This window comes from Paenibacillus daejeonensis DSM 15491, assembly GCF_000378385.1.
Lineage (GTDB): Bacteria > Bacillota > Bacilli > Paenibacillales > Paenibacillaceae > Paenibacillus_D > Paenibacillus_D daejeonensis.
Window position 1 is genome coordinate 20,654 of the sequence record NZ_KB899679.1, and the last position, 26,387, is coordinate 47,040.

The following is a 26,387-nucleotide window of genomic DNA, read 5'->3' on the forward strand; positions in this document are numbered from 1 at the left end:
AGTCACGGATCGATCTTACGATCGCTGTTGTCCCCAGATTTCTTGAATTGTTAACCGCTCTAGCGGTTGAAATCCGGGGACAAAGGCGAACGCTACGCTTCTCCAGATTCGATTCCGTGCCTCTCCGGCCTTTATTCATCATCCTGAGATACATTATGCATAATGGACTACTAGGAGGGCTTATCCTTTGAAGAAAATGGCGATCGTACTTGCTGCAGGGCAAGGCAAACGTATGAAATCCAAGCTGTATAAAGTACTGCACCCGGTATGTGGCAAGCCGATGGTTGGTCATGTCATGGATGTCGTCGAGGCTTCCGCCTGTGAGCGGACGGTCGTCATCGTCGGTCACGGAGCAGAGGCGGTTCAGAGCTATCTCGGAGAGCGAGCGGAGTATGCCTTGCAAGCACAGCAGCAGGGTACCGGCCACGCGGTACTGCAGGCGGAGCCGCTGCTCGGTGCAGAGGAAGGCACGACAATTGTCATCTGTGGCGACACGCCGCTTGTCACCGCGGCGACCGTACAGGCAATGCTGACCATTCACGAGACGAGCGGAGCGGCAGCGACGGTGTTGACTGCTGAATTGGGCGATCCCACAGGATACGGCCGCGTGATTCGCGGCAGCGATGACGGCGTACAGCGTATCGTCGAACAGAAGGATTGCACGCCGGCTGAGGGAGCGGTCAAGGAGATCAATACGGGTACGTATTGCTTTGATAATAAAAAATTGTTTCAGGCGCTTGCTCAAGTAACCAACGAGAATGCGCAGGGAGAGTACTACCTGACTGACGTCATCGGTATACTGCAACGAGGCGGCGAGCGGGTATTGGCACATTGCACAGGCGATGAGGCGGAGGCCATTGGCGTCAACGACCGGATTGCACTCTCGGAAGCAGAGCGTTTCATGAAGGAGCGAATCATTCGCGGGCATTTGGTAAACGGCGTCACGGTAATCGATCCTTCCTCCACCTATATCGAGGCTGGTGTAACCATCGGTGCAGATACGGTTATCTATCCTGGCACGCTGCTGCGCGGGAATACCGTGATTGGCGAAGATAACATCATCGGGCCCCAGTCGGATCTGACGGATACAGTGACTGGGAATGGCGTCTGCATCAAGCACTCTGTTACTGACCGTTCGGAGGTCGGCGATGAGACGACCGTTGGACCTTACGCGAACCTGCGTCCTGGCACCAAGCTGGGTCGTAAGTGCAAGGTCGGTGATTTTGTGGAACTTAAGAATGCTGTGCTGGATGACGGCAGCAAGGTGTCCCACCTGAGCTATGTGGGCGACGCCAAGGTCGGCAAGGATGTCAACATTGGCTGCGGCGCGATTACGGTTAATTATGACGGCTATAACAAGGCAGTCACCGAGATTGGGGATGGCGCGTTTGTCGGCAGCAATGTCAACCTTATCGCTCCGGTCCGTATCGGGGACGGTGCCTATGTGGTAGCGGGCTCGACGATCACCCAAGACGTTCCCGAGAACGATCTGGCGATCGCACGCGAGCGCCAAGTCAACAAACCAGGCTACGCCGCCAAAATCCGCAACCGCGCCAAGCTCAAAAAAGAAAAAAAGGATTCCTCTTCATAAAATTAAAAAATTCGGTTTTCAGCACCGAGAAGGTTGGACGCAGGAGGATATGAGGAGCGGAGCGTAGCTGTAAGCTACGTGAGCACCGGAAGATCCGACTGCGTTCAAGATTCGACGCCGAGTAAGCTTCTCAGAGTTACTTCGTGATCAAAACCGAACCTGATGATTAAAGGTGGGCTTGACTGGGTAATCATAGTAGGAGATCAGGTGTGAACCAAGGAGGTTTCCTAGATGAGTGTATCCCTAAAAGTAGAGAAGAGAGAAGCACAGTCCAAGGGCAAACTGAATCAGCTGCGCCAGGACGGTAAAGTGCCAGGCGTCGTCTACGGCCAGAACATCAAGCAAGCATCCCCGATTGCCGTGGATGAGAGAGAGCTGCAAGCACTACTGAAATCCAACCCTAATGCTGTATTGGAAATTGAAGTGCCGACGGCTGGCAAGCAGCCGGTTATGATAACAGATATCCAGCGGGATTCGCTGTCCAGAAAGCTGCTGCATATCGATCTGCATCAGATTGATATGAACAGTGAGGTCACGACTTCGGTTCGGATCGAGGTGACTGGCGAAGCGGCGGGCGTGAAGGAAGGCGGCGTGATGCAGACAGTTCTGCATGAACTCGAGATCACCTGTCTGCCTAGCAGCATCCCGGAATCGGTGAGCATCGATGTGTCGGAGCTGCAGATTGGAGAGAGCCTAGCGGTAAGTGAAGTGAAGCTGCCGAAGGGTGTATCCACTTCTGTGGATCCAGAGATGGTCATCGTGTCGATTCTGGCGCCTCAGAAGGAAGAGCTGGATGAGGAAGCCGAAGAGACAGCTGAGGAGAGTGCGGAGGCCGATGAGGCGGAAGACGCTCCTGCGGCTGAGGGCGAACAGGAATAGTCGCTGCACACAACCAAAGAGGATTATCTCGATTGTAGATTCGTCTACCTTCGAGGTAATCCTCTTTTTGCATGGCGGTGCCAAGCCACATCTAGCCTCTAGTATCCAGGGCGCGAAATGAAGGTAAATTGCGAGCGTCTGTAGAATACGCTGTTGACCTTGACATAATCCGGGCAGTAGTGTTCAATGAAGCCAATGTCGCTATGTTCGCGGTCCAGGTAAATTTGGACAGGCACGGCATGGCGAATGTGGTCTTCAAAGTGATGATTGTCGTACAATTGTTGTCCGTTGATGTAGACATTGTCTACAACCTTGTCGATCAGAGCATTACTCATAAAAGATCACCTCATATACGTAGACAATTATCGGGCGCAAATCGTTGCATCCTACAAAAATATTACTTACCCAAAGATAAAATTTTCAATCATAGAAAATAAAACGTATCAATTGAATGATATTTGCAGGAGGTAGAGCAAGTGAAGTGGATCGTTGGACTAGGCAATCCGGGCGCAAAATATGAAGATACTCGGCATAATGTCGGGTTTATGGTCGTTGACGAGCTGGCTCGTCGTTGGAGCATCCCTGTTACGCAGAGCAAGTGCCGGGGGCTGCTCGGAGACGGTCATGCCGGTGGGCAGAAGGTAGCATTGCTCAAACCTATGACGTATATGAATCTGTCTGGCGAATCTCTGCGATCCTTCATGGATTATTACAAAGCCGATCTCGAGGACTGCATCGTCGTTTACGACGACCTCGATACCGCGATTGGACGAATTCGTCTGCGGTATCAAGGCAGCGCAGGTGGACACAATGGGATTAAATCCATCATCTCGCATACCGGGACACAGATCTTCAATCGGGTGCGGATGGGAATCTCGCGACCGGAGCCGGGTAGAAATATTGCAGATTATGTGCTCTCCGACTTTGCCAAGAGTGAACGTGAACTCTTATCGGAAATGATCAGCTATGCCTGCGACGCCATCGAACATGCGCTGGATCATCCTTTCGAATCAACAATGGGCAAGTTTAACCGATAACTTTGCCGTTAATTGGGCATACTGAAGACATAACGGTTCTTCAGGAGGCATACAATGGCGGTACATTACATTTGTCGACATTGCAAGACATCGATTGGTTCTTTGGCAACAACCGAAGTGATCTCAGAGGCCCGACTTGGCTTTCATTCCTTGACCCCCGAGGAGCGCAGCGATATAATAGCGTATAACCCTAATGGAGATGTCACAGTAACGGTCGTCTGTGATTATTGCAGTGAAGCGATCGATGCGAATCCCGAGCTGCTCCTGGTGACGAGTCCGCTGCAATAGTGCGGCTCATCGGAGACCGGGTGCGTAGCCTTAGCGCATAGCCGAGGCTTCTTTTTTGTTGTGTCAGGAATACTTTTTCTTTGTGCTGAAGAAATGAGGTGTTGCAACCATATGAGAACAGTAATCGAAGCCTTTTCCAAGGATGAGGATTTTCAGACGGTGCTTTCCGGCATCGCCAAGGGCATGCGGGAGCAGATGATCTCTGGACTGGCCGGCTCGTCCCGACAGATCCTGGCGGCCGCCCTGATGCAGGAGCTGCAGCGTCCGATGCTCATCGTGACCCACAATATGTTTGCTGCGCAGAAGATTGCAGAGGACTTGCAAGAGTGCCTCTCGCCCGAGCAGGTACTGCTCTATCCGGCCAATGAATTGGTCGCTGCGGAGGCCGCGATTTCCAGTCCCGAGACGCTGGCCCAACGGATTGATGTGCTGGTCCGACTGTCCGCTGGCTTCCGGGGCATTGTTGTCGTGCCATTTTCCGGGGTTCGGCGTTATCTCCCGACTCAGGAGGCAATTGCAGAGGCGCGTATTCCACTGACTGTAGGGACTTCCCTGCCGATGGACACGTTCCTGTCCCGGATGGTGGAGCTGGGTTATGAACGGGTGGATCGCGTCGAGTCCAAGGGTGAGATGAGCGTGCGCGGCGGGATCGTCGATTTCTTCCCCTTGACCGAGCCGCATGCCTATCGAATTGAATGGTTTGATGATGAGATTGATTCGATTCGTACCTTTGACCCGGTCGACCAGCGTTCCATCGACAAGCTTGAGACCTATGTCGTACCACTCTGCAAAGAGGTACTGGCCAGCAGCAAACGCCAGCATGTAGCTGCTCAACACGCGTATGATCTGATGGAGCGGCAGTTGGAGAAGATGACTGACCGCACGGCCAAGGACCGCCTGCGTAGCGAGCTCGGCTCAGAGATCGAGAAGCTGCGCGAACAAGTGTATTTCTCGGAAATCTATAAATATATCTCCTTGCTGTATCCGGAGCGGCAGACGATTATCGATTATATGCCGGAGGATACGCTACTCCTCATGGACGAACCAACCCGACTGGTCGAGACGGCCAAGCAGCTCGAGAGAGACGAAGCCGAATGGGCGACGCACCTGCTGCAGAATGGCAAATCCCTGCCTGGATTCGTTCTGGCCAGAGATAGCGACGAGATTCTGTATCACCGTCCGTTCCAGACGTTGTTCCTGTCGCTCTTCCTGCGTCAGATTCCCCATACCCAGCCGCAGAACATCCTGAACTTTGTCTGCCGCGCCATGCAGAATTTCCACGGGCAAATGAACGTGCTCAAGGCGGAGATGGACCGCTGGAAGAAAGCGGGTGCAAACGTTATCATGCTGGCCGGCAACGCCGAGCGCATGGAGCGGATGCGGCGAGTGCTGCAAGATTACAGTATTGAGCCACCCGTGATGGTCGAGGGCAACCTGCAGACCGGTTTTGAGCTGCCTTCGGTGCATCTGGTCATTATTACGGAAGGCGAGATGTTCTCGCAGAAGCAGCGCAAGGTGCGCCGACTGGACAAGAAAATCGATAATGCCGAACGGATCAAGAGTTACACCGAACTGAAGGTCGGAGACTATGTCGTGCACCAAAACCACGGGATCGGCAAATACCTGGGTATCGGCACGCTGGAGATTGGCGGTATTCATAAGGATTACCTGCACATTATGTATGCGGCAGGCGACAAGCTGTCGGTACCGATTGACCAGATAGATCTGATTCAGAAGTATGTGGGTTCGGAGGACAAGGAGCCCAAGGTCTACAAGCTCGGCGGCAGCGAGTGGACACGGGTCAAGAACAAGGTCAAGGCGTCCGTGAAGGATATCGCAGACGACTTGGTCAAGCTGTACGCCGATCGGCAGGCAGCGGACGGATTCGGGTTCGGTGACGATACGCCGTATCAGCAGGAATTCGAAGCCATGTTCCCTTACGATGAGACGCGGGATCAGCTGCGCGCCATCGAGGAGATCAAGAAGGACATGCAGACCAAACGGCCGATGGACCGTCTGCTCTGCGGCGATGTTGGCTATGGCAAGACAGAGGTCGCCATCCGTGCGGCGTTCAAGGCAGCTATTGAAGGCAAGCAAGTCGCGGTTCTAGTACCCACTACGATTCTTGCCCAGCAGCACTACGAGACGTTCCGCGAGCGCTTCTCGGGCTACCCTTTCAATATTCAGGTGCTCAGCCGTTTCCGCTCCCGCAAGGAGCAGAATGAGACGATGAAAGGGCTAAAGAGCGGTACGGTGGATGTAGTTATCGGTACGCACCGGTTACTGTCGCAGGACATCATCTTCAAGGACCTGGGACTGCTGATTGTCGATGAAGAGCAGCGCTTTGGCGTCTCCCATAAGGAAAAACTGAAGCGTCTGAAGACCAATGTGGATGTACTGACGCTGACTGCAACGCCAATCCCGCGTACGTTACATATGTCGATGCTCGGTGTACGGGATCTCTCTGTCATCGAGACGCCGCCGGAAAACCGGTTCCCGGTGCAGACCTATGTCGTTGAGTACAATATGTCGCTCGTCCGCGAAGCGATCGAACGTGAGCTTGCACGCGGCGGACAGATTTACTACCTGTACAATCGGGTGCAGGGCATCTACCAAATGGCGGAACTGATCTCAGAGTTAGTTCCAAATGCCCGAGTAGCGGTGGGTCATGGCCAGATGTCGGAGCAGGAGCTGGAGAAGACAATTCTGGATTTCCTGGATGGTGAATCCGATGTTCTCGTCAGTACGAGCATTATTGAAACGGGCGTTGATATTCCAAACGTGAATACGCTGATCGTTCATGATGCCGACAAGATGGGACTGTCCCAGTTGTATCAGCTGCGGGGCCGTGTTGGACGCTCGAACCGGATCGCTTACGCTTATTTCACCTATCAGCGGGATAAAGTGCTGACTGAGGTAGCGGAGAAGCGTCTGCAGTCCATCAAGGAATTCACAGAGCTCGGCTCCGGGTTCAAGATTGCCATGCGGGACTTGTCCATCCGGGGAGCGGGTAATTTGCTGGGCGCAGAGCAGCACGGATTTATCGCTTCAGTAGGTTTTGATCTGTACTCCCAGATGCTCGCAGATGAAATCGCCAAGCGCAAGGCTGAAATGTACGGTGACGAGGCCAAGCAGGAGAAAGAGATTACGACACAGATCGATCTTAGCATGGATGCGTACCTGCCTTCCGATTATATCTACGACAGCATTCAGAAGATCGAGATTTACAAGAAGGTAGCGACCGCCCGCTCCGTGGAGGAGACCGAGGATCTGCGTGACGAGCTCGTTGACCGGTTCGGAGACCTTCCGGATGCGGTTCACAACCTGCTTGCAGTAGCGAGACTCAAGGTGTACGGCGGCGAGTACGGCATCGAGCTGATCAGCAAGCGTGGCGAGGAAATTACCCTGCGCTTCGATGAGCAGGCGAGTAAGGGAATCGACCGCAAAATCATCGATATGCTGTGCCTGCAGTTCGAAAACCGGTTCAAACGAGCAACCCCGCAGGAGAACCATTTGATCGTGCAGCTGCGCGGCCAAGGGCTGTCGGACGAGGAAAAATTGGCTTTGCTGGAGCGTTTTCTGATACAATGTAAAGAGGCAGTCAAATCGAAAGGGGAACTTCAGGATGTTGCACAATAAACGCAAATCGGCATGGCGCCGCCCGCTGCTGCTTATCATTGCGGCGATGCTCGTCATGACGATCGCGGCAGCTTGCGGATCGAAGAACGACAACAACGGCGGTAATGGCGGCACGGAAGGCGGGACGCCGAATACGGGCGCTACGATCGCGACGTATACAGATGGCACGGTAACAGATGATGAGTTCACTAAATACAAGACGTTCTTTATTCTGATGAATCCACAGGCGGAGATGTTCCTTAGCATTCCACAGTACGAAGAACAGTTCCTGCAGGAGTATATCGGATACAAGATTTTGTTTGATCGGATGTCCGACGAGAGCAAGGCTGCAGCGGATGCGGACACGGAAGAGTTCCGTACGCAATTCGAGACAGCGGTTAACGATCAAGAAGAGCTGCAAACCCGGCTGGATGAAGGCGGTCTGACCGTCGATGAAGCCGTCGATTTCTTCCATCTGATTATGGCGGTTATGAAGGACGCCGAGTCCAAAGTGACCGATGAAGATGTACAAGCTATCTTCAATGAGGATCCATCTGCACTCCAGACTGCGAGCGTACGTCATGTTCTTGTGGCGACTACGGATTCGCAGACCCAGGAGGAGCTCCGTACAGAAGAAGAAGCACTGGAGCGCGCGGAAGATGTAAAAGCCCAACTTGAAGCTGGCGGAGACTGGCAGGCACTGGCTGCTGAGTATTCCGACGACCCAGGCTCCAAGGAGAACGGCGGCCTGTACGAGGACGTTAATGTTAGCCAATGGGTCCCTGAGTTCAAGGACGCTGCACTGACGCAGGAAGTAGGCGTTATCGGCGACCCGGTCAAGACCGACTTTGGTTACCATGTTGTTCTGGTTGAGAAACGCGATGAGCTGACGTATGAGTCGCTGACAGACGAGCAGAAGAACGCGCTGCGTCAGACCGCTGCTAGTGAAGTGCTCAATGAATTCATGCAAACGGAACTGCCTGAGCTGATTCAAAGCATCGATCTGCCGCAACCTGAAGCACCAGAGGGCACGGAGCCTCCGGCTACTGAAGGCACGGAGAACGGAGATGCTGGCACAGACGGAGCCACTGAGGATGGTGCCGAAGGCAATGCGCCTGCGGACGAGACACCAGCTAATGAAGAGGCACCAGCTACAGAAGAAGAGACACCCGCACAATAATAAGGCAACGTAGAGAGGGCAGCCTCCGCAGATGATCTGTGGAGCTGCCTTTTTTGATGAGGGCAAGCCATTGGAGTCTCTGCGGGGGCCGCGGATAGAATATAAGAAGGAGGAATACATATGTCATTCTACAAACCTGAAGGGTACAATGCGCTATCTCCGTATCTGGTGGTAGAGAATGCAGGGAAGCTGGTGGAGCTCCTGCAGTCGATCTTCGGTGCCCGGGAGCTGCGCCGTTATGAGACGGACGAAGGCAGGATCATGCATGTTGAGGTACGTATCGACGATACGGTGGTTATGCTCGCTGACGCGACTGCAGGCTACTCTTCTCGACAGCAGATGCTCCATGTCTATGTGGAGGATGCGGATCTGACCTTTGGGCGTGCGCTGGCCCAGGGCTGCGAGCCCCTCCAGGAGCCCAAACGTTCCGAGGGAGATCTGGACAAACGTGGCGGCTTCCGGGATTTCGCAGGTAACGAATGGTGGATCGCGACCCAGCAGGAGGATTAACGGTCATCCCCGCCGTACATGCTCAGGTAGCGATCGTAGGCGGTCTCGCACCATGTCGCCTTCAGACCGTTGTCGTAGAGTGGAAAACGGGTCGTCGGAATGAGCAACTCCGTCTCCCGCTCCAGCGCTTCTGAATGACTGCGGAGCCGCTGGAAGGTCCGGCGGGCCAGGGCGGGACGTCCGCTGCGCGTAAAGCGGTGGGTCCGCACCAGGCCATAGATCGTCAGAATCATATCCTCAAGGTAGCGGAACCGTCGCTCATCCTCCAGCAGGCGCTCCATCACCCTCTCATCTCGCGCCACGTCGATCGCTGCATCGAGCAGGGCACGGCACACATAGAGCTGCGCCACGGTCTCCGTCAGGCTGATCCCGCTATTGGGGCTGTCCGCCTGCGTATCGTATTGCATATGCAGCAGCGGGAACAGCTCGTCCGCATCTTCCCGCAGATAGCCCGTCAGTGAATGACGAATCCCCCGCGAATATTGATAATGCTTGAGATACTTGCTGTTCCGCATCGCTTCTTCCAGCTTCTCGTAGAACTGCCGAGCCTTCGAGGCCGACTCTCCATAGTACGCACGGTAATAATCGGCCAGCAGCTCCTCCGAATCCATCTCGGGATGCCAGAGCATTCGGTACAATTGATAGTTGGTCAGGGTAAGCGGCCCCCAGCTTCGATCGGTCAAATGCATATAGTGAAAGTGACGGACGCCGGAGCGGTAGTAAAATGGGATATCCGCCGCCATCATCGTCATCAGCGGGACCGGGCAGGCTGCAAAAGAGCTGACGTTGTAATACTCGCCCACAAACAGGTCGCCGAGGTAATGGCGGTCGGGATCGGTCGTCCACGGGACGAAGGTAGCCATCAGCTCCTGATTTGACTCGGTGCAGCCCGGGTCAGCCAGCGTATGGACGTAGCAGCGTTCAATCGGGAAGTAGGTCGGGAAGCAGCGGTTGTAATCAAAATCGGCGGGCAGCGGCCGGTCCGGAGCGGGCAGCGTCTCATGATAGATGGGGAACAGGATACGGATGCGTCGTTTCAGCCGGCCCACCGTCCGGGCCTGCTCTAGATAGCTGCTGAGCGCATGGACGAGCAGAATCATTTTGTAAGCATAGTTGCCGCTTTGCTCGCATCTGTGGCACTGGCACCAGGTGCCGTTGTCCAGCATCCAGAAATTGAGGTCATCCGCATACCGCCACTGCCCGTCGATCAGATCTTCCGTGACCCGCAGACAGAGCTCGTGGACGGCATCAGGGTGAGTCGTGCAGAAGTTGTCGCCGAACCCTTCCCGGTTGCCCTCGCCGACATCGAAGCTGCGCTTGCCGTCTACCAGTCCGAACCACTCCGGATGAGCCTCCGCATACGTCAGCCTGCCGTCTTCGCGCGACGGGAAGGGTCGTTCCTCATCGCCCGGCTCGTAAGGATCCTCCGGATCGTCGCCCGCCGGCGAGCCTGCTGGCCGGTAAGGGTATACGGCGTGAGGGTTGAGGAAGCGGTAGAGGATGTGATGGCCGCCCATACAGAGACGGATCCCCCGTTTCTGGAGAGCATGGGGATCGGCGACCCGGTCCAGCGAAGCAAAATTGATTCGGTTGCGTCCGAGCCAGTCGATCAGCTCGGGATTGTCATCACCGATGTGCTCGCTGTACACGCCCCGGGTAAGGAACCGCGGATAATCGATGAGCTCGAAGGGTCCGTCCATCCGCTTTGCATCCTGCGGAATATGCGTGCCGCGATTACCCAGTCCGTACCACCGGAACCCAAGATTTTCCAGAAAGGCGTATACGCCGTAGAGTGTGCCTCGCCGTTCTCGGCCCGTGATGATCCAGTGCGTACCGTCTTCCATCAAGCGAGACACCACCACATAACCTTCGTCCGGCAGCAGCTCCCACTCGTCGGCACGCCCGGCCAACCAAGCATGCCAAGCCTCCTCTCCCGTCGTACCCGCAGCAGGTGTTCCCACCCAAATCGTCAGATTCCCGCTTTCCTGCAACGGCACATCCTCTGCTAGTTTCTCATCCCTGCTGTCCATCCAGATTGGTGTCTCTCCGTATACCAGACGGAGATGCTCCGCCAGCTCTACTGCACCGTAGCAGGTTGTACAGGCTGCCGCCTCCGCACTTGTGGCCTCGTCCCACCAGTCGATTCGGCGTTCCGCTCCCGCCGCTTCCCGTATCGAGCCGAAGCTCCCGGCATTTGCCATGATTCGTATGCCTGTCCATCCCACGTCCGCTTTCACGATTCACCGTCTCCTTTGAAGCTCAGCCTGTTTTGAGCTTCTTGTAGTCTCCCGGCGTCGTGCCGGTTTGTTTCTTGAACACTCGGATAAATGTACTTACATTAACATAGCCAACCAATTGGGCAACCTCCTGGATTTTTAGATCGGTGCGGCTCAGGATTTCTTTGGCCTTATTCATCCGATATGTGGTGAGGTAGTCGACAAAATTGATCCCGGTCTTCTCCTTGAAGTAGCTGGAAAGGTAGCCGCGGGTAATGTGAAGCCGGTCAGCCAGCATGTCGAGCGAGATGTCCTCTGCATAATGCTGCTCAATATAGGTCGTGACGAAGCTCGTAATGGGATCATTGGCCGATTTCTTCTCCTGTACCAGCTCGCACACAGCACTCAGCAGCGACTCGAGCCGATCCACGTACTCTTGCTGTGTATGACAAGCCTTCATCTCTTCATAGGGCGACTCCGTACCGGGCAGTTTGCTTAGCTCGATGTGATGGGTGTACAGCGTCTTCATGACGCGATTAACGATTTCATTGGCTACCTCGTCATACTGACAGGCATATGCCTGCTTGCGCTCCAGCCGGCCCAGCACACGCCTGATTAGCGGCAGCACGACCTCGCGATTGCCCCCGGTCAGATTGGCGTAGAAGTCCTGCTCCTCCTGTCCGGTAAAGAAAGGCAGTGTAGGCGGGGGTTCGAAGCGGGTTACCAATTGGGGTTCCCGGCCGAGTTTCCTCTGCTTGACCAAGGCTGACACATCGGCATAAGCCTGGGCAAAATCCTTGACGTGGCTGTACGACCCGCTGATGGCTACCGTCATCAGGCAAGCCTGGAGCTCGGGACTGAGCAGTTGCATCAATCCGCTCGTCACCTCTTCCAGCTCAGGCTCCTCGCCTTCATCAAAATGCAGCACGGTCAGGATCTCGCAAGGCTCTAATTGAAGCGTGATGGCATGCTCAACATGCGTCGCATACCAATCCCGGGCATGCTCGCGGACGAATGCCGTATCCTGTTGCAACTGGCTGCTCTCCAGCAAGGCTGGCCTCTCAGGCGTCAAATGGAAGAGCAGCAGCCGAAACGGTTTATCCAGCGGCTGAAAGTGGTCCGATAGCTGGCCGATCCGTTTCAGTTGATCGGCATAGCCATACAGATTGAGCATCGAATTCTTCTGATGGATATCCTCGGCGATATGATTGATCCGGTCGCCAATCAGCCGGAATTCGCGGATATTGCTCTGTGGCCGGCCCGGCTGGAGCTGGCCGATCCATTCGACGAGATGACGCACCGGAGCGTTGAGCTTACGGCTGATCCAGGCGGATACTGTGATGCTGATCAGCACGGCCGCGGCCAGCAGGACAGCCAGGACGAGCGTCAGCCGGACGACCTGCGCATTGATATGCTTGAAAGGAATCACACTGACATAAGTAAAGCCGGACTTGCCGCCATGCTGATAGAAGTAGTAGTGATCGTCCGCCTTGACATACCCTGTGCCGCTGCCCGCTTGCAGGACGCTGTGCGGCAGGGCGGTTGCCGTCGAGGCAAAGAGCGTACGGCCACCGCTATCTAGAATTGTAAAGGCGTCGCCTTGCGTGGGCCGGAAGAAATCAAGATACGCCCGTCTGCTATCCATAAAGGCGAGGACGGCAGACTGGTCATCGTATACCCGCTTGATTAAAATCGGAATAGACTGTCCTTTGCTCACAGGCGTGCCCAGGGAATTCTCCCAATAAGGATAGGCAGGATAGATCGCAAAGCTGACCGGAAGCTCCAATTGCTCTTGCCAGAATTGCAAGGGATACTGCTCGCTGTAGAACAGTTTATTAAAAAACAGCTCCGCATCGGCGCTGCTGTCCTTCTCAATGACATATTGACTTCGCTTCATATAGATCAGCAGATTGTCCAGATACAGATAGGGACTTGCCACACTGGCGCGCAGCTGATCGCGTACCGCTGCCACGGTCTCGCTGGGGAGCTGCTGCTGCCGGGACAGTAAAGAGATCTGTTCGTCGAATTGAAGAGAGAGGCCAATGCTGCGGATCTGTTCGAAGTGCTCCTCATAATTGCGAACCGCCGTGTCCAGATTGAGGCTGCTGCTCTTGGTGATCTCTGCCCGGATCGTATTCAGGAATACGGTGAATGCTACCCCGATAAAGACACAAAGCAACAGGATGACGATCAGGAAGCTGCCGAACAGGCGATAGAACATCGAATCGGTGGCAAATCTCTTCATCATGCATCCCTCCGAAGATGAGATAAAAAAGTCAGAAAACCTGACGCCAAAGTGGGAAAGAGATGGATGAGGCTCGCTTTAACACGAGTAATTTTATCGTAAACGACTTCTTTCGCCAATACGCATTTTTTACACCAGTCCTGATTATTAACGATTTGGTCGATGTAACCGTAATCATAGGGATAAGTTGATATAATCTCTATTCTCAGAGGAGGGAGCCTGGGCTATAGTGAAGTGGCGGGAGGTCAGGTAATCTAACATAATTCCCGTTGAACTAACCTTTAGGAAAGGTGATCCCATGGCTATGCAACAATCGGAATTACAGGCCCGCGCTCCGGCGTCGGTGCCCTATGGCAGATTCAGGCGTCGCTGGTCGAGAGGCAAGCTTCTGCTGGTGATGTTTGTCCCCTGTCTCCTCTATTATGTATTGTTCAAGTACTACCCGATGTTCGGCATCGTCATTTCTTTCAAGAACTACAACCTGTACAAAGGCGTCTGGGAAAGCGATTGGGTCGGCTTCAAATATTATGCCATGTTTTTTCAAAACCCGGATTTCTGGTTGCTTTTCCGCAATACGTTTTTGCTCGGGCTGTACAAACTGGTCTTTGGTTTCCCGGCTCCGATTCTGCTGGCGCTGATGCTCCATGAAGTGCGAAACCGGCTGTTCAAACGATTCGTCCAGACAGCCACCTATATGCCTCATTTTATCTCCAACGTCATCGTTGCCAGTATGGTCGTCATGTTCCTGTCGCCTACCGGCGGCCTCATTAATCAACTGATGAATTCGCTTGGGCTGGAGACGGTCCATTTCCTGACCCGCCCAGAATGGTTCCGAACGATCTACGTGCTCTCGGAGATCTGGCAGCATCTCGGCTGGGAGACAATCATCTACCTGGCGGCGCTCTCGGCCATCGATCCTTCGCTCTATGAAGCGGCTGAGATGGATGGTGCCGGGAGATTGCGGAAGGTGTGGAGCGTGACGCTGCCGGGCATCACATCGGCGATCGTCATCCTGCTGCTGCTCAATGTCGGCAAAGTCCTGGAGATCGGCTTCGAAAAGGTCTATCTGCTGGCCAATCCGACGACATATGAGACGGCGGACATCTTCAGCACTTATGTGTACCGGGTCGGCATGACGAACGGCAATTTCAGCTATGCGGCGGCTATCGATATGTTTACCGGCGTTGTCAGCCTGGTCTTCATCGTCATGGCCAACTCTATCAGCCGCAAGGTCAGCGATAACAGTTTATGGTGAGGAGGCGTTCCGTCATATGAAAGTCGAGAAATGGTCGCTCCCGTCGATCCTGATCACAATCGTGCTCATCTTGCTCGTCCTCGTCATGGTCTATCCGTTTCTGTACATGATCTCGGTTTCGCTCAGCGACAGCATCTATGTCATGCGCGGCGAGGTCACCTGGTTTCCCAAAGGGCTGGACTTCAGCACTTATCAGCTTGTTCTGAACGATGCACGCATCTCCCAGTCATATCTCAACACCATCATCTACGTAAGTCTGGGGACTCTGATCTCGCTCGTCGTTACCGCATTTGGCGCCTATTCGCTGGCACGCAGGGATATGCTCTTCCATCGGGGCTTCACCCTGCTAATCATCTTCACAATGTTTTTCCAGGGCGGGATGATCCCCACCTTCCTGGCAGTGAAATCGATGGGCATCATGGACAGCGTATGGGCGATGGTGCTGCCCGGCGCGGTCAGCACCTGGAATCTGCTGGTCATGCGCACCTTTTTCGCGAACTTCCCGACCGAGCTGGAGGAGGCCGGACGGATGGACGGACTGAGTGATTTTGGCATCTTCACGCGCATCGTTGCCCCGTTGTCACAGGCTGTTTTTGCTACAATTGGTCTCTTCTACGCCGTGGCGATGTGGAACAATTTCATGTTCCCGCTCTTGTATCTGCGCGATCCAGAGCTATTCCCGCTGCAGGTGGTGCTGCGCAACATCGTCCTGGCAGGATCCAATGCAGGCAGTGAGTCGATGGGCGTAGGCAGCGATGCGATGGTTGTGGAGGAGTCGCTCAAGTATGCCACGATCATGGTGTCGACCATTCCGATTCTGCTCCTGTATCCGATGCTGCAGAAGTATTTTGTAAAAGGCGTTATGATTGGCGCGGTAAAAGGATAGAGGGCGAGACCTATAAGGATTTATGCCAATAAAAATATACAGTTATAGAAGAGAGGGATGGTTATCATGAGGAACAAAATGATCTTGTGGCTCGTCCTGACGATGCTCGTCGCTGTGGTATCCGCTTGTTCTGGAGGAGGCAACAACACGCCTGAGGAGCCGGGAGCACCTGGCAAGGAGGGCGGCAACTCGCAGGAGCATAGGCCTCCGTCGCTGGAGGGCAGTACGTTCACGATGCTCGTCGAGTCCAACCCAAGCTGGCCGTACGACAAGGAATGGCCAGTCTGGAAGTGGCTTAATGAAGCGACTGGCGCTTCTTTAAACATCACCGTACCCTCGGGCAAACTCGATGAGACCGTGCAGCTCAATGTCGCGGCTGGCTCCCTGACTGACATCACGATGATGCTCAGTCTGAGCGACGCCAACAAGTTCGGCCAACAGGGCGCTTTCGTCAATATTCTTGACTATACCGACCAGATGCCTAACTTCACCCAATGGATGGAGCAATATCCGGACATCGTGCGCTCCAATCTGGCGCCGGACGGCAACTTATATATGCTGCCCAACGAAGGCTTTGGCGAGACGAATCGGATGAGCTGGCTGTACCGCGAAGATGTGTTTGCGGCCGAAGGACTGGAGGTACCGGCAACATACGACGAGTTGTATGAAGTGCTCAAACAGTTGAAACAGCGGTATCCCGACAGCTACCCGCTGAGCTTCCGGATGGGCAAGACGCTCAACTCTCAGCTGACTCGCATTATGGGTCCGAACTTCGGTACTAGCGATATGTATTATTACGATGAAGGCACCGGCGAAGTCGGCTACGGTCCGACCGAGGACGGTTACCGTACAATGGTGGAATATCTGCACAAATTTACGGCCGAAGGGCTGATCCCGCCCAATTGGCTGACGGTGGACACGAAGCAGTGGCAGGATATGATCTCTGCCAACAAATCGTTCGTGACGTTCGATTATATGGGCCGGATCGACTTCTTCAACATCCCGCTGCGCGCTGATAACCCAGACTTCAACCTGGCGTTCATGCCGCCGCCCGCAGGACCCGGCGGGGAGCAGAAGAACCCGTTTACTGCCTTCCTGCAGTCCGGCATGGCGGTCTCATCACAATCGAACCAGATCGACAAAGTCGTCCAGTACCTCGACTATTTTTATACAGAGGAAGGACGAACGCTGGCGAGCTGGGGCAAGGAAGGCGAAACCTACATTACAGAAAACGGCGAGAAGAAGATGACGGGCGACTTTACCGATCTGACCGAATTCCGCAAAAAGACGGGTCTGGCCACCCACGGCACCTACACTTGGATCGACTATAACGCCCACCTGGCGCTGTCCTCCAACGAGATGAAAGCAGCTTACGAGCAGGCCGGACAGTATGACGGACCGTTCCGTCCGATCCCGTCCTTCACTGAGGAGGAGCAGGATGTTCTGTCTACAGTAGGCGAGGCTGTCGACAAGCACCGTGAAGAGAGCATCTCCAAATTCATCATGGGCAGCCGTCCATTGTCCGAGTGGGACAGCTATGTTACCGAAGCGGGCGACCTGGGGCTGGAGCAGATCAAGGATATCTATAGAGCCGCTTATGAACGCATGGCCGGGGCGCAGTAGCACGCCATCTCGCTCTGTGTAGAGACTGGCAAACTCGCTTCACCACGCTTCCAGCTTCTCCGTTTAACGAAACGATAGATAAGGAGAGATGACGAATGCGATTGGTCATGAGAATCAAAGGACGCAAGCTTTGGACGGTAAGTTTCATTGCGGCACTGTGCCTGGGGCTAGTCTCGGGAACAGCAGGATCTCTGCCTGCGGTGCTTGCTGCCTCCGCCTATGATGATGCCGTCTTGGCCGATAATCCGGTCGGTTACTGGAAGCTGGGGCCAGGAGGCGGCGACGACCAGAGCGGCAGCGGCATGAACGGCAGCTTTAACGGCAGCCCGGGCGGAAAAACAATGCCTAACGGTGATGCTGCCACAGTGTTCAACGGTTCTAGCCAATACTTTACGATTCCAGATCACAACCTGCTGGAGGTGACTAGGTCCGGCATCCTGACAATCGAGGCGTGGATGCGGCCGGATACGCTGCAATTTGATCATGCCGAGGGCAGCGGATATGTCCATTGGATGGGTAAAGGGACCGCCGGTCAGCACTCCTGGGTGGCGAGGATGTACAACTACACGAACAACGAGAACAGGCCGAACCGGATTAGCGGCTATGCGTTCAATCTGAGCGGCGGACTCGGCGCCGGATCGTACGTGCAGGATGCGGTCACAGTCGGCGAGTGGATCCATTACACGCTGGTCATCAACACGGTGAACACAAGCCCCACTTACCCGACAGGTTATACCAAGCTGTATAAAAATGGCGTGTTGCGGGACCAGGACAGCCTGATCGGGTACAGTATTGTTCCCGGCAACGGCACGGCGCCGATGCGGGTAGGAACGCGGGATTTGAATTCATTTTTCAAAGGAGCGATCGGCAAGATTGCCGTCTACGATTATGAGCTAACCGCTGCCCAGTTGACCAGTCATTACGCTGCGATGGACGGGTAGGAGCGGCAGGATCGATTAGTATATTGAACACATAGTTCGCCGCGAAGGCCCGACTCTTTCATGAGTCGGGCCTTCTTGCCATGCTGTGAGGATGCTTTCCCGGGGATCGGAAGATAGCATGTCACATTCTCTACGTAAATACTTTACCTAATGTGTGAGTTTTGTTGTTGAATCATCCAAAATTTGATCTTAAAAATCAATATAATGACCTAAAACTTCATTAATAGTCAATTTCAATTCATAATATAGTTTTGGAAAAATATATATGTAAATTATGTTGACATGATTCAAAGTGCGAACTATAATAAAAATCACGAACGATACATACAAAACAAATCAGGTTCGTTCGGATATAGGCGAACATTTTAAAAATTGGGGAGTGGGAGAATGAAGCGGAAAATCGTAAAGAATCTGGCGTTTTTGACAGTGGCATTGAGTGTAGTTCTGGCAGGTTGCGGTGCGAACAACACAACGAGCGGGGATCCGGCACCGGCGCCGTCCAACACGGGAACGAACACGACGACGGGCTCTGGAGGCGCAACGGATGGCGATGAAATCAAGGTCGGTATTCTTCATTCTCTGAGTGGTACGATGGCGATCAGTGAGGTGTCCGTTAAAGATGCAGAGATGATGGCCATTGAAGAGATCAATGCCAACGGTGGTGTGCTCGGCAAGCAGCTCGTGCCGGTGGTCGAGGATGGCGCATCCGATTGGCCAACCTTTGCAGAGAAAGCTCGCAAGCTGATCTCCGAGGACCAGGTAGCGACAGTGTTCGGCGGTTGGACCTCATCAAGCCGTAAAGCCATGCTGCCCGTATTCGAAGAGCTGAATGGACTGCTGTGGTACCCGGTTCAATATGAAGGCCTGGAATCCTCCCCTAATATTTTCTATACAGGTGCAACAACGAATCAGCAAATCGTACCGGCTGTGAGCTGGCTGCTCGAGAACCGCGGCACGAAGTTCTTCCTGCTCGGCTCGGACTATGTCTTCCCGCAGACGGCCAATAAAATCATCAAGGAGCAGCTGAATGCAGAAGGCGGCGAGCTGGTAGGCGAAGAGTACACACCACTGGGCCATACCGATTACAGCACGCTGATCGCCAAGATCCAGCAGGCGAAGCCGGAAGTCATCTTCAATACGCTCAACGGTGACAGTAACGTAGCCTTCTTCAAGCAGTTGAAGGATGCAGGGATCAGTGCAGATGATATCACGGTGCTGTCCGTATCGGTAGCCGAAGAAGAAATCCGCGGTATCGGGGTGGATGTGCTCGAGGGTCATCTGGCAGCCTGGAACTACTATCAGACGACCGATACACCGGAGAACAAAACGTTCGTGGAGAACTACAAAGCGGCTTACGGCGATGACCGCGTGACTGCTGACCCGATCGAAGCTGGCTACGACGCGGTATACCTGTGGGCAGCCGCTGTCGAGAAGGCAGGCACCACCGACGTCGATGCGGTCAAGGAAGCAGCCAAAGGCCTCGAGTGGGATGCGCCAGGCGGCAAGATTACAATCGACGGTGACAATCAGCACATCTACAAAACTGTACGAATCGGTGAAGTGCAATCGGATGGGCAATTCCAAGAGCTCTGGAACTCCGGAGAGCCTGTCAAGCCAGACCCGTATCTGGAAACCTATGAATGGGCATCCAGCCTGAGCTCTTCCAAATAACATAGACGACGCAAACGATACAGATCAGTTCAGGGGAAGTATTCGGCGCTCATTATCGAATGCTTCCCTTCTTGCATCGTAAGTGACCGCGTGAGAGGTGAAATGATGGAGATCACGATTATTCAATTGTTTAACGGGCTGAGCATGGGCTCGATCCTGCTGCTGATTGCGCTGGGCTTGGCGGTTACTTTCGGACTGATGAATGTTATCAATATGGCGCATGGCGAGCTCATCATGATTGGGGCGTACGCTACGTACATCACGCAGAACCTGTTCAATGACTATTTGCCGGCCTCTCTGTTCAATTGGTATTTTGTCCTGTCGATCCCTGTGAGCTTCATGGTCGCGTTCCTTATCGGCTGGCTGCTGGAAGTGAGCCTCATCCGCTTCCTGTACGGACGTCCGCTCGATAGCTTGCTGGCCACTTGGGGAATCGCACTTATGCTGCAGCAGTTGGCTCGGACGATCTTCGGTGCACCGAATGTGGCGGTGAAAAGTCCCACTTGGCTCGATGGCGGATTTCGCCTGATGGACGGTGTCGTACTCCCATACAAGCGGCTGTTCATCATCTTGCTGGTCATTGTGACTCTGGTAGCGATGTTCCTCTACATTTATCGTAGTCATGCCGGACGCCGGATGCGTGCCGTCATGCAGAACCGGGACATGGCCGCTTGTCTGGGCATCTCGACCCGCCGCGTGGACTCGATGACGTTCGCCATTGGATCAGGGGTTGCAGGGATTGCTGGTTGTGCTCTTACCCTGATGGGACCTATTGGTCCGTCGCTCGGCACGTATTATATTGTGGATGCCTTTATGGTTGTCGTCCTTGGCGGTGTCGGCAAGCTGGTCGGTACGATCGTCGGAGCTGTCGGCATTGGCGTCACGGGTACGATGTTTGAATATTGGACCAACGCTTCACTCGGCAAAGTGCTCGTCTTCCTCTGTATTGTTGCGTTCCTGCAGTGGAAGCCCAAAGGGCTTGTTGCCATGAAGACCCGATCGCTCGATTAATTCCGCTACCCAGGAGGTGAATCCACATGCAATTGCGCACACTCACGCCCCAAAAAATATATATCTTGATTGGCTATGCTGTCGCTGCCACCGCGCTGTTCTGCGCACCGATGGTGCTGAGCGACTTCCGTCTCAACCTGCTGGCCAAATTTCTTGCCTTCGCCATCGTAGCCCTGGGACTGGATTTGATCTGGGGGTACACCGGCATCCTCAGTCTGGGCCATGGCGTCTTCTTCGGTCTCGGTGCCTATGCCATGGGCATGTATCTGAAGCTGGAGGCGAGCGGCGGCAGGCTGCCGGATTTCATGGATTGGAGCGGCCTATCTGCACTGCCATGGTTCTGGAAGCCATTTGAGAGCTTTCCCTTTGCCATCGCCATGGGAATACTCATTCCGGCGCTGCTGGCACTGATTCTTGGCTTCTTCACCTTCCGCAACCGGATCCGCGGCGTGTATTTTACCATTCTGACGCAAGCGCTCGTCATTATTACGGTGACTTTGTTTATTGGGCAACAGAAATTCACGGGCGGCACCAACGGCCTGACCGGCTTCACGACAGTTCTCGGGCATTCCATCGGCTCGCCAGATACGAAGCGCATGCTCTATTGGGTTACAGCGATTGTGTTGATTGCGGCCTTCGTCCTCTGCCGGTTCCTCGTGAAGAGCCGCTTCGGCAAGGTGTTGCGGGCCATTCGCGATGGTGAGAACCGGGCCCGGTTCATTGGTTACAACCCGGCGGTCTATCAGATGATTGCCTTCGCGATCTCCGCTGGTCTGGCTGGTGTGGCAGGTATGCTGTTCGTGCTCCATGTTGGCATTATTTCTCCTTCGACGATGGCCATCGTGCCCTCGATTGAAATGGTCTTATGGGTCGCCATCGGCGGCCGCGGTACGCTCATTGGTGCAGCGCTTGGGGCAGTATTGCTCAACTACGCCAAGAGCGCATTCAGTGAATCGTATCCCGATGCCTGGCTGTTCTTCCTAGGCGCATTGTTTGTTATTGTCGTCGTGTTCCTGCCGAAAGGCGCAGTAGGTCTGTTCCGTAAATGGAAGCTACCAAAGAGGAGGCGAACCGAACATGAGCAACAAGTCGGTCATTCTACAGTGTGAGGCTGTGACGGTGGAGTTTGATGGGTTCAAGGCGGTACAGGGGATGCATCTGGCACTGGAAAAAGGTGAACTCCGGTTTCTGATCGGTCCCAATGGAGCGGGGAAGACAACGATTCTGGATGTCATCTGTGGCAAGGTGAAGCCATCTTCAGGGAAGGTGCTGTTCTCCGGGGATGTCGACATTACCCGCAAGAAGGAGCATCAGATCGCCGAGCTGGGCATCGGACGCAAGTTCCAGACACCATCCATCTTCCCTACGCTTACGGTGTTCGAAAACCTGGAGATCGCCATGAAGCAGAACCGCAGCGTGTTCTCGACACTATGGGCCAAGATGCGGACCGAGGATGAGGATCGCATTCACAACCAATTGGTGATGATTGGTCTGGAGGATAAGGCCCAGTGGCGGGCAGGCGGCCTCTCGCATGGCGAGAAGCAGTGGCTAGAGATCGGCATGATGCTGTTGCAGGAACCGGAGATTCTGCTGCTCGACGAGCCAGTAGCCGGCATGACAGACAAGGAAACCGACAAGACCGGCGAACTGCTCCACGAGATTGCCCGTCAGCAGTCGATCGTCGTCGTCGAGCATGACATGGAATTCGTACGGAATTTCGCCAGCAAGGTGACGGTCATGCACGAGGGCAAGCTACTCAAGGAAGGCACCATGGACGAAGTGCAGGGCGATGATCGGGTGGCAGAAGTGTATCTTGGCAAGAAGAGGCGGGATGTCGATGTTAGCCGTTCAACAGCTTGAGGCAGGGTATGGCGAGAGCGTCATCCTGCGGGATGTATCGCTTAGAGTGAAGAAGGGGCAGGTTGTATGCCTGCTAGGCCGTAATGGCGTCGGCAAGACGACGCTTATGAAGAGCATTATGGGATTGCTGAAGGCCCGCAAGGGTGTGGTCTCCTACAATGAGGCCAACCTCACCAAGGCGGCTCCGGGCGTACGGGCCAAGAGCGGCATTGGGTACGTGCCGCAGGGGCGGGAAATTTTTGCCCAGCTTACCGTGTATGAGAACGTCCTGCTCGGGCTCGAGGCCAGCAAGGAGAAGACCAGGGAGATTCCTGCTTCTGCGATCGAGAAGTTCCCCGTGCTGCCTACGATGTATGAGCGGCGCGGCGGCGATCTCAGCGGCGGACAGCAGCAGCAGTTGGCCTTTGCCCGGGCCTTGGCGTCGAAGCCGGAAGTGTTGCTGTTAGACGAACCGTGCGAGGGCATTCAGCCCTCTATTGTGGAGGATATTCGGGATGTCATCCGTTCCATCAAGGCGGAAGGCACAACAGCAGTGCTGCTGGTTGAGCAGAGTCTGGAATTCGTGCAGAGCGTTGGTGATTACTTCTACATTTTGGAGAAAGGTGCGATCGCCTGGGAAGGCGGGCTGGAGCAGCTCTCTGATGAGGTCATCCGCACGTATCTGACGGTGTAGCTCAGGATACCAAGGGAATCGGCATGGCCGGAGCGGATCGCTCCGGCTCTTTGTGCTGCATGCCTTGCGCAAGGAGGACAAAAAGCCAGGTGGAACAAGCATGTATAAGATATTGGGAAGGGATGAATACTATGGTCAGATTCGAAAGAGCTGTCGCTGTGAAACGAAATCGAGCCCAAACCGCGTTGCACGACTCGTTTCCCCCTATATGAATCTAAGTGTAATTCCCCGCATACAGCATTGCCGAATGAATGAGCCACGACTTCGTCGCTAACTCTAATCTGTCACAGAAAGTGGGGCAACATGAATCATGAAAGCTACCGGAATTGTTCGCCGTATTGATGATTTAGGCCGGGTGGTTATTCCGAAGGAAATCCGCCGCACGCTCCGCATCCGCGAAGGCGATCCATTGGAAATTTTCGTAGACCGCGATGGCGAGGTTATTTTGAAGAAGTATTCACCGATTGGTGAGCTTGGCGACTTTGCCAAGGAGTACGCCGATTCGTTGTATGAGAGCACCAATCATATTACGATGATTACCGACCGCGACACCATCATCGCGCTGGCCGGCGCATCCAAGAAAGAGTATCTGGACAAGCAGGTAGGCCAATTGCTGGAGAACTGCATGGAGAACCGTAAAACGATTGTGGAAGCCGAAGGCGGAAGCTTCGAGCTAATCAAGGACGTGAGCGAGCAATACAGCTCAATTGTGGTCGCACCGATTATTTCGAGCGGCGACCCGATTGGAACCGTCGTGTTGGTCAGCAAGGATGAGCAAGTGAAGATGGGCACGATGGAGACCAAAATGACGGAGACGGCAGCCGGATTTTTGGCCAAACAAATGGAGCAATAAACGCGATTTCTCACAAGCGGAACAAGAACCCTCAGCCACATTCCAAGGAATGGCGAGGGTTTTTTGTTGATGCAGCAAGGTTTTTTGAGAATTATATTACCTGGTATTACTAAGTAAAATAAAGTGTTGCCTAGTAATGTGATATTGAATGAATGCGTTAATTATAGTAAGTTGAACAGACTGGATAATGATTCGATGAGAAGGTTCGCAGGATAGTCGGGCCGGTCGCCAGATGAGACATGGGGAGGACAGACCGGGCATGAGTAGGATCAATGATGAAGGAACAGAGCGCCCGAGGCATCCGGCCTCGCCTGCAATAAAACGCAAAGATCGGGCGGGAAGCTGGCTGCGCGGGGCGGTATGGCTGGGAGCCGCTGCACTAATCAGCAAGGTGATCGGGACCCTGCAGAAGATACCGCTGCAAAATCTTGCCGGTGACCGGGTATTTGGCATCTACAACGCCGTGTATCCCTTCTATCAGCTGTTGTTATTCCTGGCAACTGCAGGTATCCCTGTGGCGGTGTCGCTGCTGGTCGCCGAACGTCGGGAGTCTGGCGATGACGAGGGAATGCACAGGGTGCTGCGCACTGCCGTTGCTCTGCTGGGACTGTGCGGGGCCATCGGGTTCGCTGTCATGTGGGCGAGCGCAGGCACTGTGGCGGGCTGGATCGGCGATGATGAGGCAGCGGCAGCAATCCGGATGGCTTCGCTGGCGTTGTGGTTTGTCCCGGCAATGGCTGCGCTCAGAGGCTATTTTCAGGGGATGGAGCGAATGCAGCCCTCTGCGTTCTCTCAGGTTATCGAGCAATCGGTACGGGTGGTTGTCATGCTGCTGTTGCTGTATGCGGGATTAACCTGGGGGTGGTCAGACAGAGGGCTCGCTTCCGGCGCATTAGCCGGGTCCGCTGCCGGTGGCGCCGCCGGGCTGGTGACGATGCTGGTGTTCTGGTGGCAGGCGGAGCGTCGTGGGCGCGGGCATGTGAAACGCAAAGTTGGAGTTGCTAAAGGGGACTTGGCAGAGGCTGCGGGCCGTTCGACCGCCGCTGGCTTGCCCGTCATTCGCCGCTTGGTAGCGCTGGCGGTTCCGGTTGCGCTCGGATCCATTGCTCTGCCGATCTTCGGCATTGTCGATGCCTTCACGGTTCCGCGGCTCTTGCAGCAGGGCGGCCTGGAAGCAGCACAAGCGATGGAGCGATTCGGGCAGTATAGCCGGGCCCAACCGCTCGTTCAGCTGGTCGTGATGGTGGCGGGCGCTGGCGCGGGGGCGCTTGTCCCGGCGTTGGCTGCTGCCCGGGCCCGCGGCGATCTGGTGCAGGCGAGGCTGCAAGCCGGGCTGGCCCTGCGTCTGGCCTGGTATATCGGGTTGCCAGCGGCACTCGGACTGATGCTGCTTGCCGAGCCAATTAATGTTATGCTGTATGCAGACAATGCGCAGACGGACATCTTTGCGCTGGTCGGCAGTACTGCTGCCGCCGGCACGCTTGGGGCGGTGACAGCTGCTGTCCTGCAGGGCTTCGGCTCCGTGCGGGGCCCGGCGGTCTTCCTGCTGGCGGCCGCCCTGCTCAAGGTGGCGCTCAGCCTCGCGCTCGTGCCAGCCTATGGCCTGGCGGGCGCCGCCTGGTCCGGCATCGCAGCCCTTGCGCTGCCGGCACTGCTGGGCCTGGCCGCCGTCCGCCGGGCAGGCGGCCCCGGCCGGGGCCTCGGGCGGCCCGCCTGGCGGCACGCGGCGGCCGCTGGGCTCGCGCTCGCGTGCATGGCCGCGGCGCTGTGGCTGCTCGGGCGCGGCTTCGCGGCGCTGCCCGGCTGGGGTGGTCCGCAGCCATCGCGGATGCTGGCTGCGGTGTTCGCGCTGACGGGCGTTGCCGTCGGCGCTGCAGTCTACGGCGCGGCGCTGCTGCGCGGCGGCGCATTCGGCGCGGATGAGCTGCGGGCGCTGCCGGGCGGGACGAAGCTCGCCGCCAAGCTTCGGCGGTGGCGGCTGCTGCCGCGCAGGACATCAGAGACAACGTACAGCGCTGACTAAGCAGCGATGAATGGATAACGAAGAGGA

General features: G+C 55.1%; 21 protein-coding genes. 18 read left to right on the forward strand and 3 right to left on the reverse strand.

The genetic code is table 11. From position 1 onward, the window contains the following. The first annotated feature begins 187 nt into the window (after positions 1-187). Together glmU and F556_RS0130590 are read left to right on the forward strand one after the other, a co-directional pair. The gene (gene glmU, locus F556_RS0130585) at positions 188-1,591 is read left to right on the forward strand and encodes a bifunctional UDP-N-acetylglucosamine diphosphorylase/glucosamine-1-phosphate N-acetyltransferase GlmU (protein ID WP_020620825.1); all 1,404 of its coding nucleotides are present in this window, start codon (positions 188-190) and stop codon (positions 1,589-1,591) included. A 231-nt stretch (positions 1,592-1,822) separates the two neighbouring features. Further along, positions 1,823-2,470, forward strand: coding sequence for a 50S ribosomal protein L25/general stress protein Ctc (locus F556_RS0130590; RefSeq protein WP_020620826.1), 648 nt, complete (start codon positions 1,823-1,825; stop codon positions 2,468-2,470). Between the two features lie 98 nt (positions 2,471-2,568). Here F556_RS0130590 and F556_RS0130595 read toward each other — a convergent pair whose 3' ends face one another. Beyond that, complete coding sequence (locus tag F556_RS0130595; protein WP_020620827.1) at positions 2,569-2,805, reverse strand: hypothetical protein; 237 nt, start codon at positions 2,803-2,805, stop codon at positions 2,569-2,571. Positions 2,806-2,946: 141 nt separating this feature from the next. Between F556_RS0130595 and pth the strand changes: the two genes are divergently transcribed. The 5 genes from pth to F556_RS0130620 all read left to right on the forward strand — a co-directional run bounded on the left by pth (position 2,947) and on the right by F556_RS0130620 (position 9,103). Continuing rightward, the gene (gene pth / locus F556_RS0130600) at positions 2,947-3,507 is read left to right on the forward strand and encodes an aminoacyl-tRNA hydrolase (protein ID WP_020620828.1); all 561 of its coding nucleotides are present in this window, start codon (positions 2,947-2,949) and stop codon (positions 3,505-3,507) included. A 54-nt stretch (positions 3,508-3,561) separates the two neighbouring features. Beyond that, a complete protein-coding gene (gene fin, locus F556_RS0130605) occupies positions 3,562-3,795 on the forward strand; it encodes an anti-sigma-F factor Fin (protein WP_020620829.1) in 234 nt (77 codons plus the stop codon). A 111-nt stretch (positions 3,796-3,906) separates the two neighbouring features. Next, on the forward strand, positions 3,907-7,434 hold the full coding sequence (gene mfd / locus F556_RS0130610) for a transcription-repair coupling factor (protein WP_020620830.1): 3,528 nt from the start codon (positions 3,907-3,909) through the stop codon (positions 7,432-7,434). Next, a complete protein-coding gene (locus F556_RS35720) occupies positions 7,421-8,593 on the forward strand; it encodes a peptidylprolyl isomerase (protein WP_020620831.1) in 1,173 nt (390 codons plus the stop codon). Before mfd ends, F556_RS35720 begins: the two co-directional genes overlap by 14 nt. A gap of 120 nt (positions 8,594-8,713) precedes the next feature. Further along, positions 8,714-9,103, forward strand: coding sequence for a VOC family protein (locus F556_RS0130620; RefSeq protein ID WP_020620832.1), 390 nt, complete (start codon positions 8,714-8,716; stop codon positions 9,101-9,103). On the opposite strand, the gene F556_RS0130625 is transcribed toward F556_RS0130620, so the two are convergent. Together F556_RS0130625 and F556_RS0130630 are read right to left on the reverse strand one after the other, a co-directional pair. Beyond that, a complete protein-coding gene (locus F556_RS0130625) occupies positions 9,100-11,340 on the reverse strand; it encodes a DUF4838 domain-containing protein (RefSeq protein ID WP_020620833.1) in 2,241 nt (746 codons plus the stop codon). The genes F556_RS0130620 and F556_RS0130625 overlap by 4 nt on opposite strands. Before the next feature lie 22 nt (positions 11,341-11,362). Beyond that, positions 11,363-13,567: a helix-turn-helix domain-containing protein gene (locus tag F556_RS0130630; protein WP_083938223.1), complete on the reverse strand. Its 2,205-nt coding sequence runs from the start codon at positions 13,565-13,567 to the stop codon at positions 11,363-11,365. A gap of 295 nt (positions 13,568-13,862) precedes the next feature. Here F556_RS0130630 and F556_RS0130640 point away from each other — a divergent pair, with 295 nt between their 5' ends. The 11 genes from F556_RS0130640 (at position 13,863) to F556_RS35730 (ending at position 26,360) form a co-directional block, all read left to right on the forward strand. Then, complete coding sequence (locus tag F556_RS0130640) at positions 13,863-14,819, forward strand: ABC transporter permease (RefSeq protein ID WP_020620835.1); 957 nt, start codon at positions 13,863-13,865, stop codon at positions 14,817-14,819. 16 nt (positions 14,820-14,835) lie between these two features. Beyond that, a complete protein-coding gene (locus F556_RS0130645) occupies positions 14,836-15,705 on the forward strand; it encodes a carbohydrate ABC transporter permease (protein WP_020620836.1) in 870 nt (289 codons plus the stop codon). A 66-nt stretch (positions 15,706-15,771) separates the two neighbouring features. Further along, complete coding sequence (locus F556_RS0130650; RefSeq protein ID WP_026297597.1) at positions 15,772-17,328, forward strand: extracellular solute-binding protein; 1,557 nt, start codon at positions 15,772-15,774, stop codon at positions 17,326-17,328. Positions 17,329-17,435: 107 nt separating this feature from the next. Beyond that, a complete protein-coding gene (locus F556_RS0130655; protein ID WP_157273027.1) occupies positions 17,436-18,269 on the forward strand; it encodes a LamG domain-containing protein in 834 nt (277 codons plus the stop codon). Positions 18,270-18,656: 387 nt separating this feature from the next. Beyond that, positions 18,657-19,940, forward strand: a complete 1,284-nt coding sequence (urtA, locus tag F556_RS0130660) for an urea ABC transporter substrate-binding protein (protein ID WP_020620839.1) — start codon at positions 18,657-18,659, stop codon at positions 19,938-19,940. A 105-nt stretch (positions 19,941-20,045) separates the two neighbouring features. Beyond that, complete coding sequence (gene urtB, locus F556_RS0130665; protein ID WP_020620840.1) at positions 20,046-20,951, forward strand: urea ABC transporter permease subunit UrtB; 906 nt, start codon at positions 20,046-20,048, stop codon at positions 20,949-20,951. Positions 20,952-20,977: 26 nt separating this feature from the next. After that, on the forward strand, positions 20,978-22,060 hold the full coding sequence (gene urtC, locus F556_RS35725; protein ID WP_020620841.1) for an urea ABC transporter permease subunit UrtC: 1,083 nt from the start codon (positions 20,978-20,980) through the stop codon (positions 22,058-22,060). Then, positions 22,029-22,811, forward strand: coding sequence for an urea ABC transporter ATP-binding protein UrtD (gene urtD / locus F556_RS0130675; RefSeq protein ID WP_020620842.1), 783 nt, complete (start codon positions 22,029-22,031; stop codon positions 22,809-22,811). The genes urtC and urtD overlap by 32 nt, the downstream gene beginning before the upstream one ends. After that, positions 22,789-23,484 carry an urea ABC transporter ATP-binding subunit UrtE gene (gene urtE, locus F556_RS0130680; RefSeq protein ID WP_020620843.1) on the forward strand — a complete coding sequence of 232 codons (696 nt, stop codon included), beginning with the start codon at positions 22,789-22,791 and terminating at the stop codon, positions 23,482-23,484. Before urtD ends, urtE begins: the two co-directional genes overlap by 23 nt. 310 nt (positions 23,485-23,794) lie before the next feature. Beyond that, the gene (gene spoVT, locus F556_RS0130685; protein WP_020620844.1) at positions 23,795-24,337 is read left to right on the forward strand and encodes a stage V sporulation protein T; all 543 of its coding nucleotides are present in this window, start codon (positions 23,795-23,797) and stop codon (positions 24,335-24,337) included. A gap of 259 nt (positions 24,338-24,596) precedes the next feature. Then, complete coding sequence (locus tag F556_RS35730; RefSeq protein ID WP_020620845.1) at positions 24,597-26,360, forward strand: putative polysaccharide biosynthesis protein; 1,764 nt, start codon at positions 24,597-24,599, stop codon at positions 26,358-26,360. Positions 26,361-26,387: the final 27 nt, after the last annotated feature.

What these genes read in the sequence shown, in the direction of transcription:
- F556_RS0130590 (WP_020620826.1), top strand. Translation starts at nt 1,823, where the DNA reads ATGAGTGTATCCCTAAAAGTAGAGAAGAGAGAAGCACAGTCCAAGGGC.
- F556_RS0130595 (WP_020620827.1), bottom strand. Translation starts at nt 2,805, where the DNA reads ATGAGTAATGCTCTGATCGACAAGGTTGTAGACAATGTCTACATCAAC.
- fin (WP_020620829.1), top strand. Translation starts at nt 3,562, where the DNA reads ATGGCGGTACATTACATTTGTCGACATTGCAAGACATCGATTGGTTCT.
- mfd (WP_020620830.1), top strand. Translation starts at nt 3,907, where the DNA reads ATGAGAACAGTAATCGAAGCCTTTTCCAAGGATGAGGATTTTCAGACG.
- F556_RS35720 (WP_020620831.1), top strand. Translation starts at nt 7,421, where the DNA reads ATGTTGCACAATAAACGCAAATCGGCATGGCGCCGCCCGCTGCTGCTT.
- F556_RS0130620 (WP_020620832.1), top strand. Translation starts at nt 8,714, where the DNA reads ATGTCATTCTACAAACCTGAAGGGTACAATGCGCTATCTCCGTATCTG.
- F556_RS0130630 (WP_083938223.1), bottom strand. Translation starts at nt 13,567, where the DNA reads ATGATGAAGAGATTTGCCACCGATTCGATGTTCTATCGCCTGTTCGGC.
- F556_RS0130640 (WP_020620835.1), top strand. Translation starts at nt 13,863, where the DNA reads ATGGCTATGCAACAATCGGAATTACAGGCCCGCGCTCCGGCGTCGGTG.
- F556_RS0130645 (WP_020620836.1), top strand. Translation starts at nt 14,836, where the DNA reads ATGAAAGTCGAGAAATGGTCGCTCCCGTCGATCCTGATCACAATCGTG.
- F556_RS0130650 (WP_026297597.1), top strand. Translation starts at nt 15,772, where the DNA reads ATGAGGAACAAAATGATCTTGTGGCTCGTCCTGACGATGCTCGTCGCT.
- F556_RS0130655 (WP_157273027.1), top strand. Translation starts at nt 17,436, where the DNA reads ATGAGAATCAAAGGACGCAAGCTTTGGACGGTAAGTTTCATTGCGGCA.
- urtA (WP_020620839.1), top strand. Translation starts at nt 18,657, where the DNA reads ATGAAGCGGAAAATCGTAAAGAATCTGGCGTTTTTGACAGTGGCATTG.
- urtB (WP_020620840.1), top strand. Translation starts at nt 20,046, where the DNA reads ATGGAGATCACGATTATTCAATTGTTTAACGGGCTGAGCATGGGCTCG.
- urtC (WP_020620841.1), top strand. Translation starts at nt 20,978, where the DNA reads ATGCAATTGCGCACACTCACGCCCCAAAAAATATATATCTTGATTGGC.
- urtD (WP_020620842.1), top strand. Translation starts at nt 22,029, where the DNA reads ATGAGCAACAAGTCGGTCATTCTACAGTGTGAGGCTGTGACGGTGGAG.
- urtE (WP_020620843.1), top strand. Translation starts at nt 22,789, where the DNA reads ATGTTAGCCGTTCAACAGCTTGAGGCAGGGTATGGCGAGAGCGTCATC.
- spoVT (WP_020620844.1), top strand. Translation starts at nt 23,795, where the DNA reads ATGAAAGCTACCGGAATTGTTCGCCGTATTGATGATTTAGGCCGGGTG.
- F556_RS35730 (WP_020620845.1), top strand. Translation starts at nt 24,597, where the DNA reads ATGAGTAGGATCAATGATGAAGGAACAGAGCGCCCGAGGCATCCGGCC.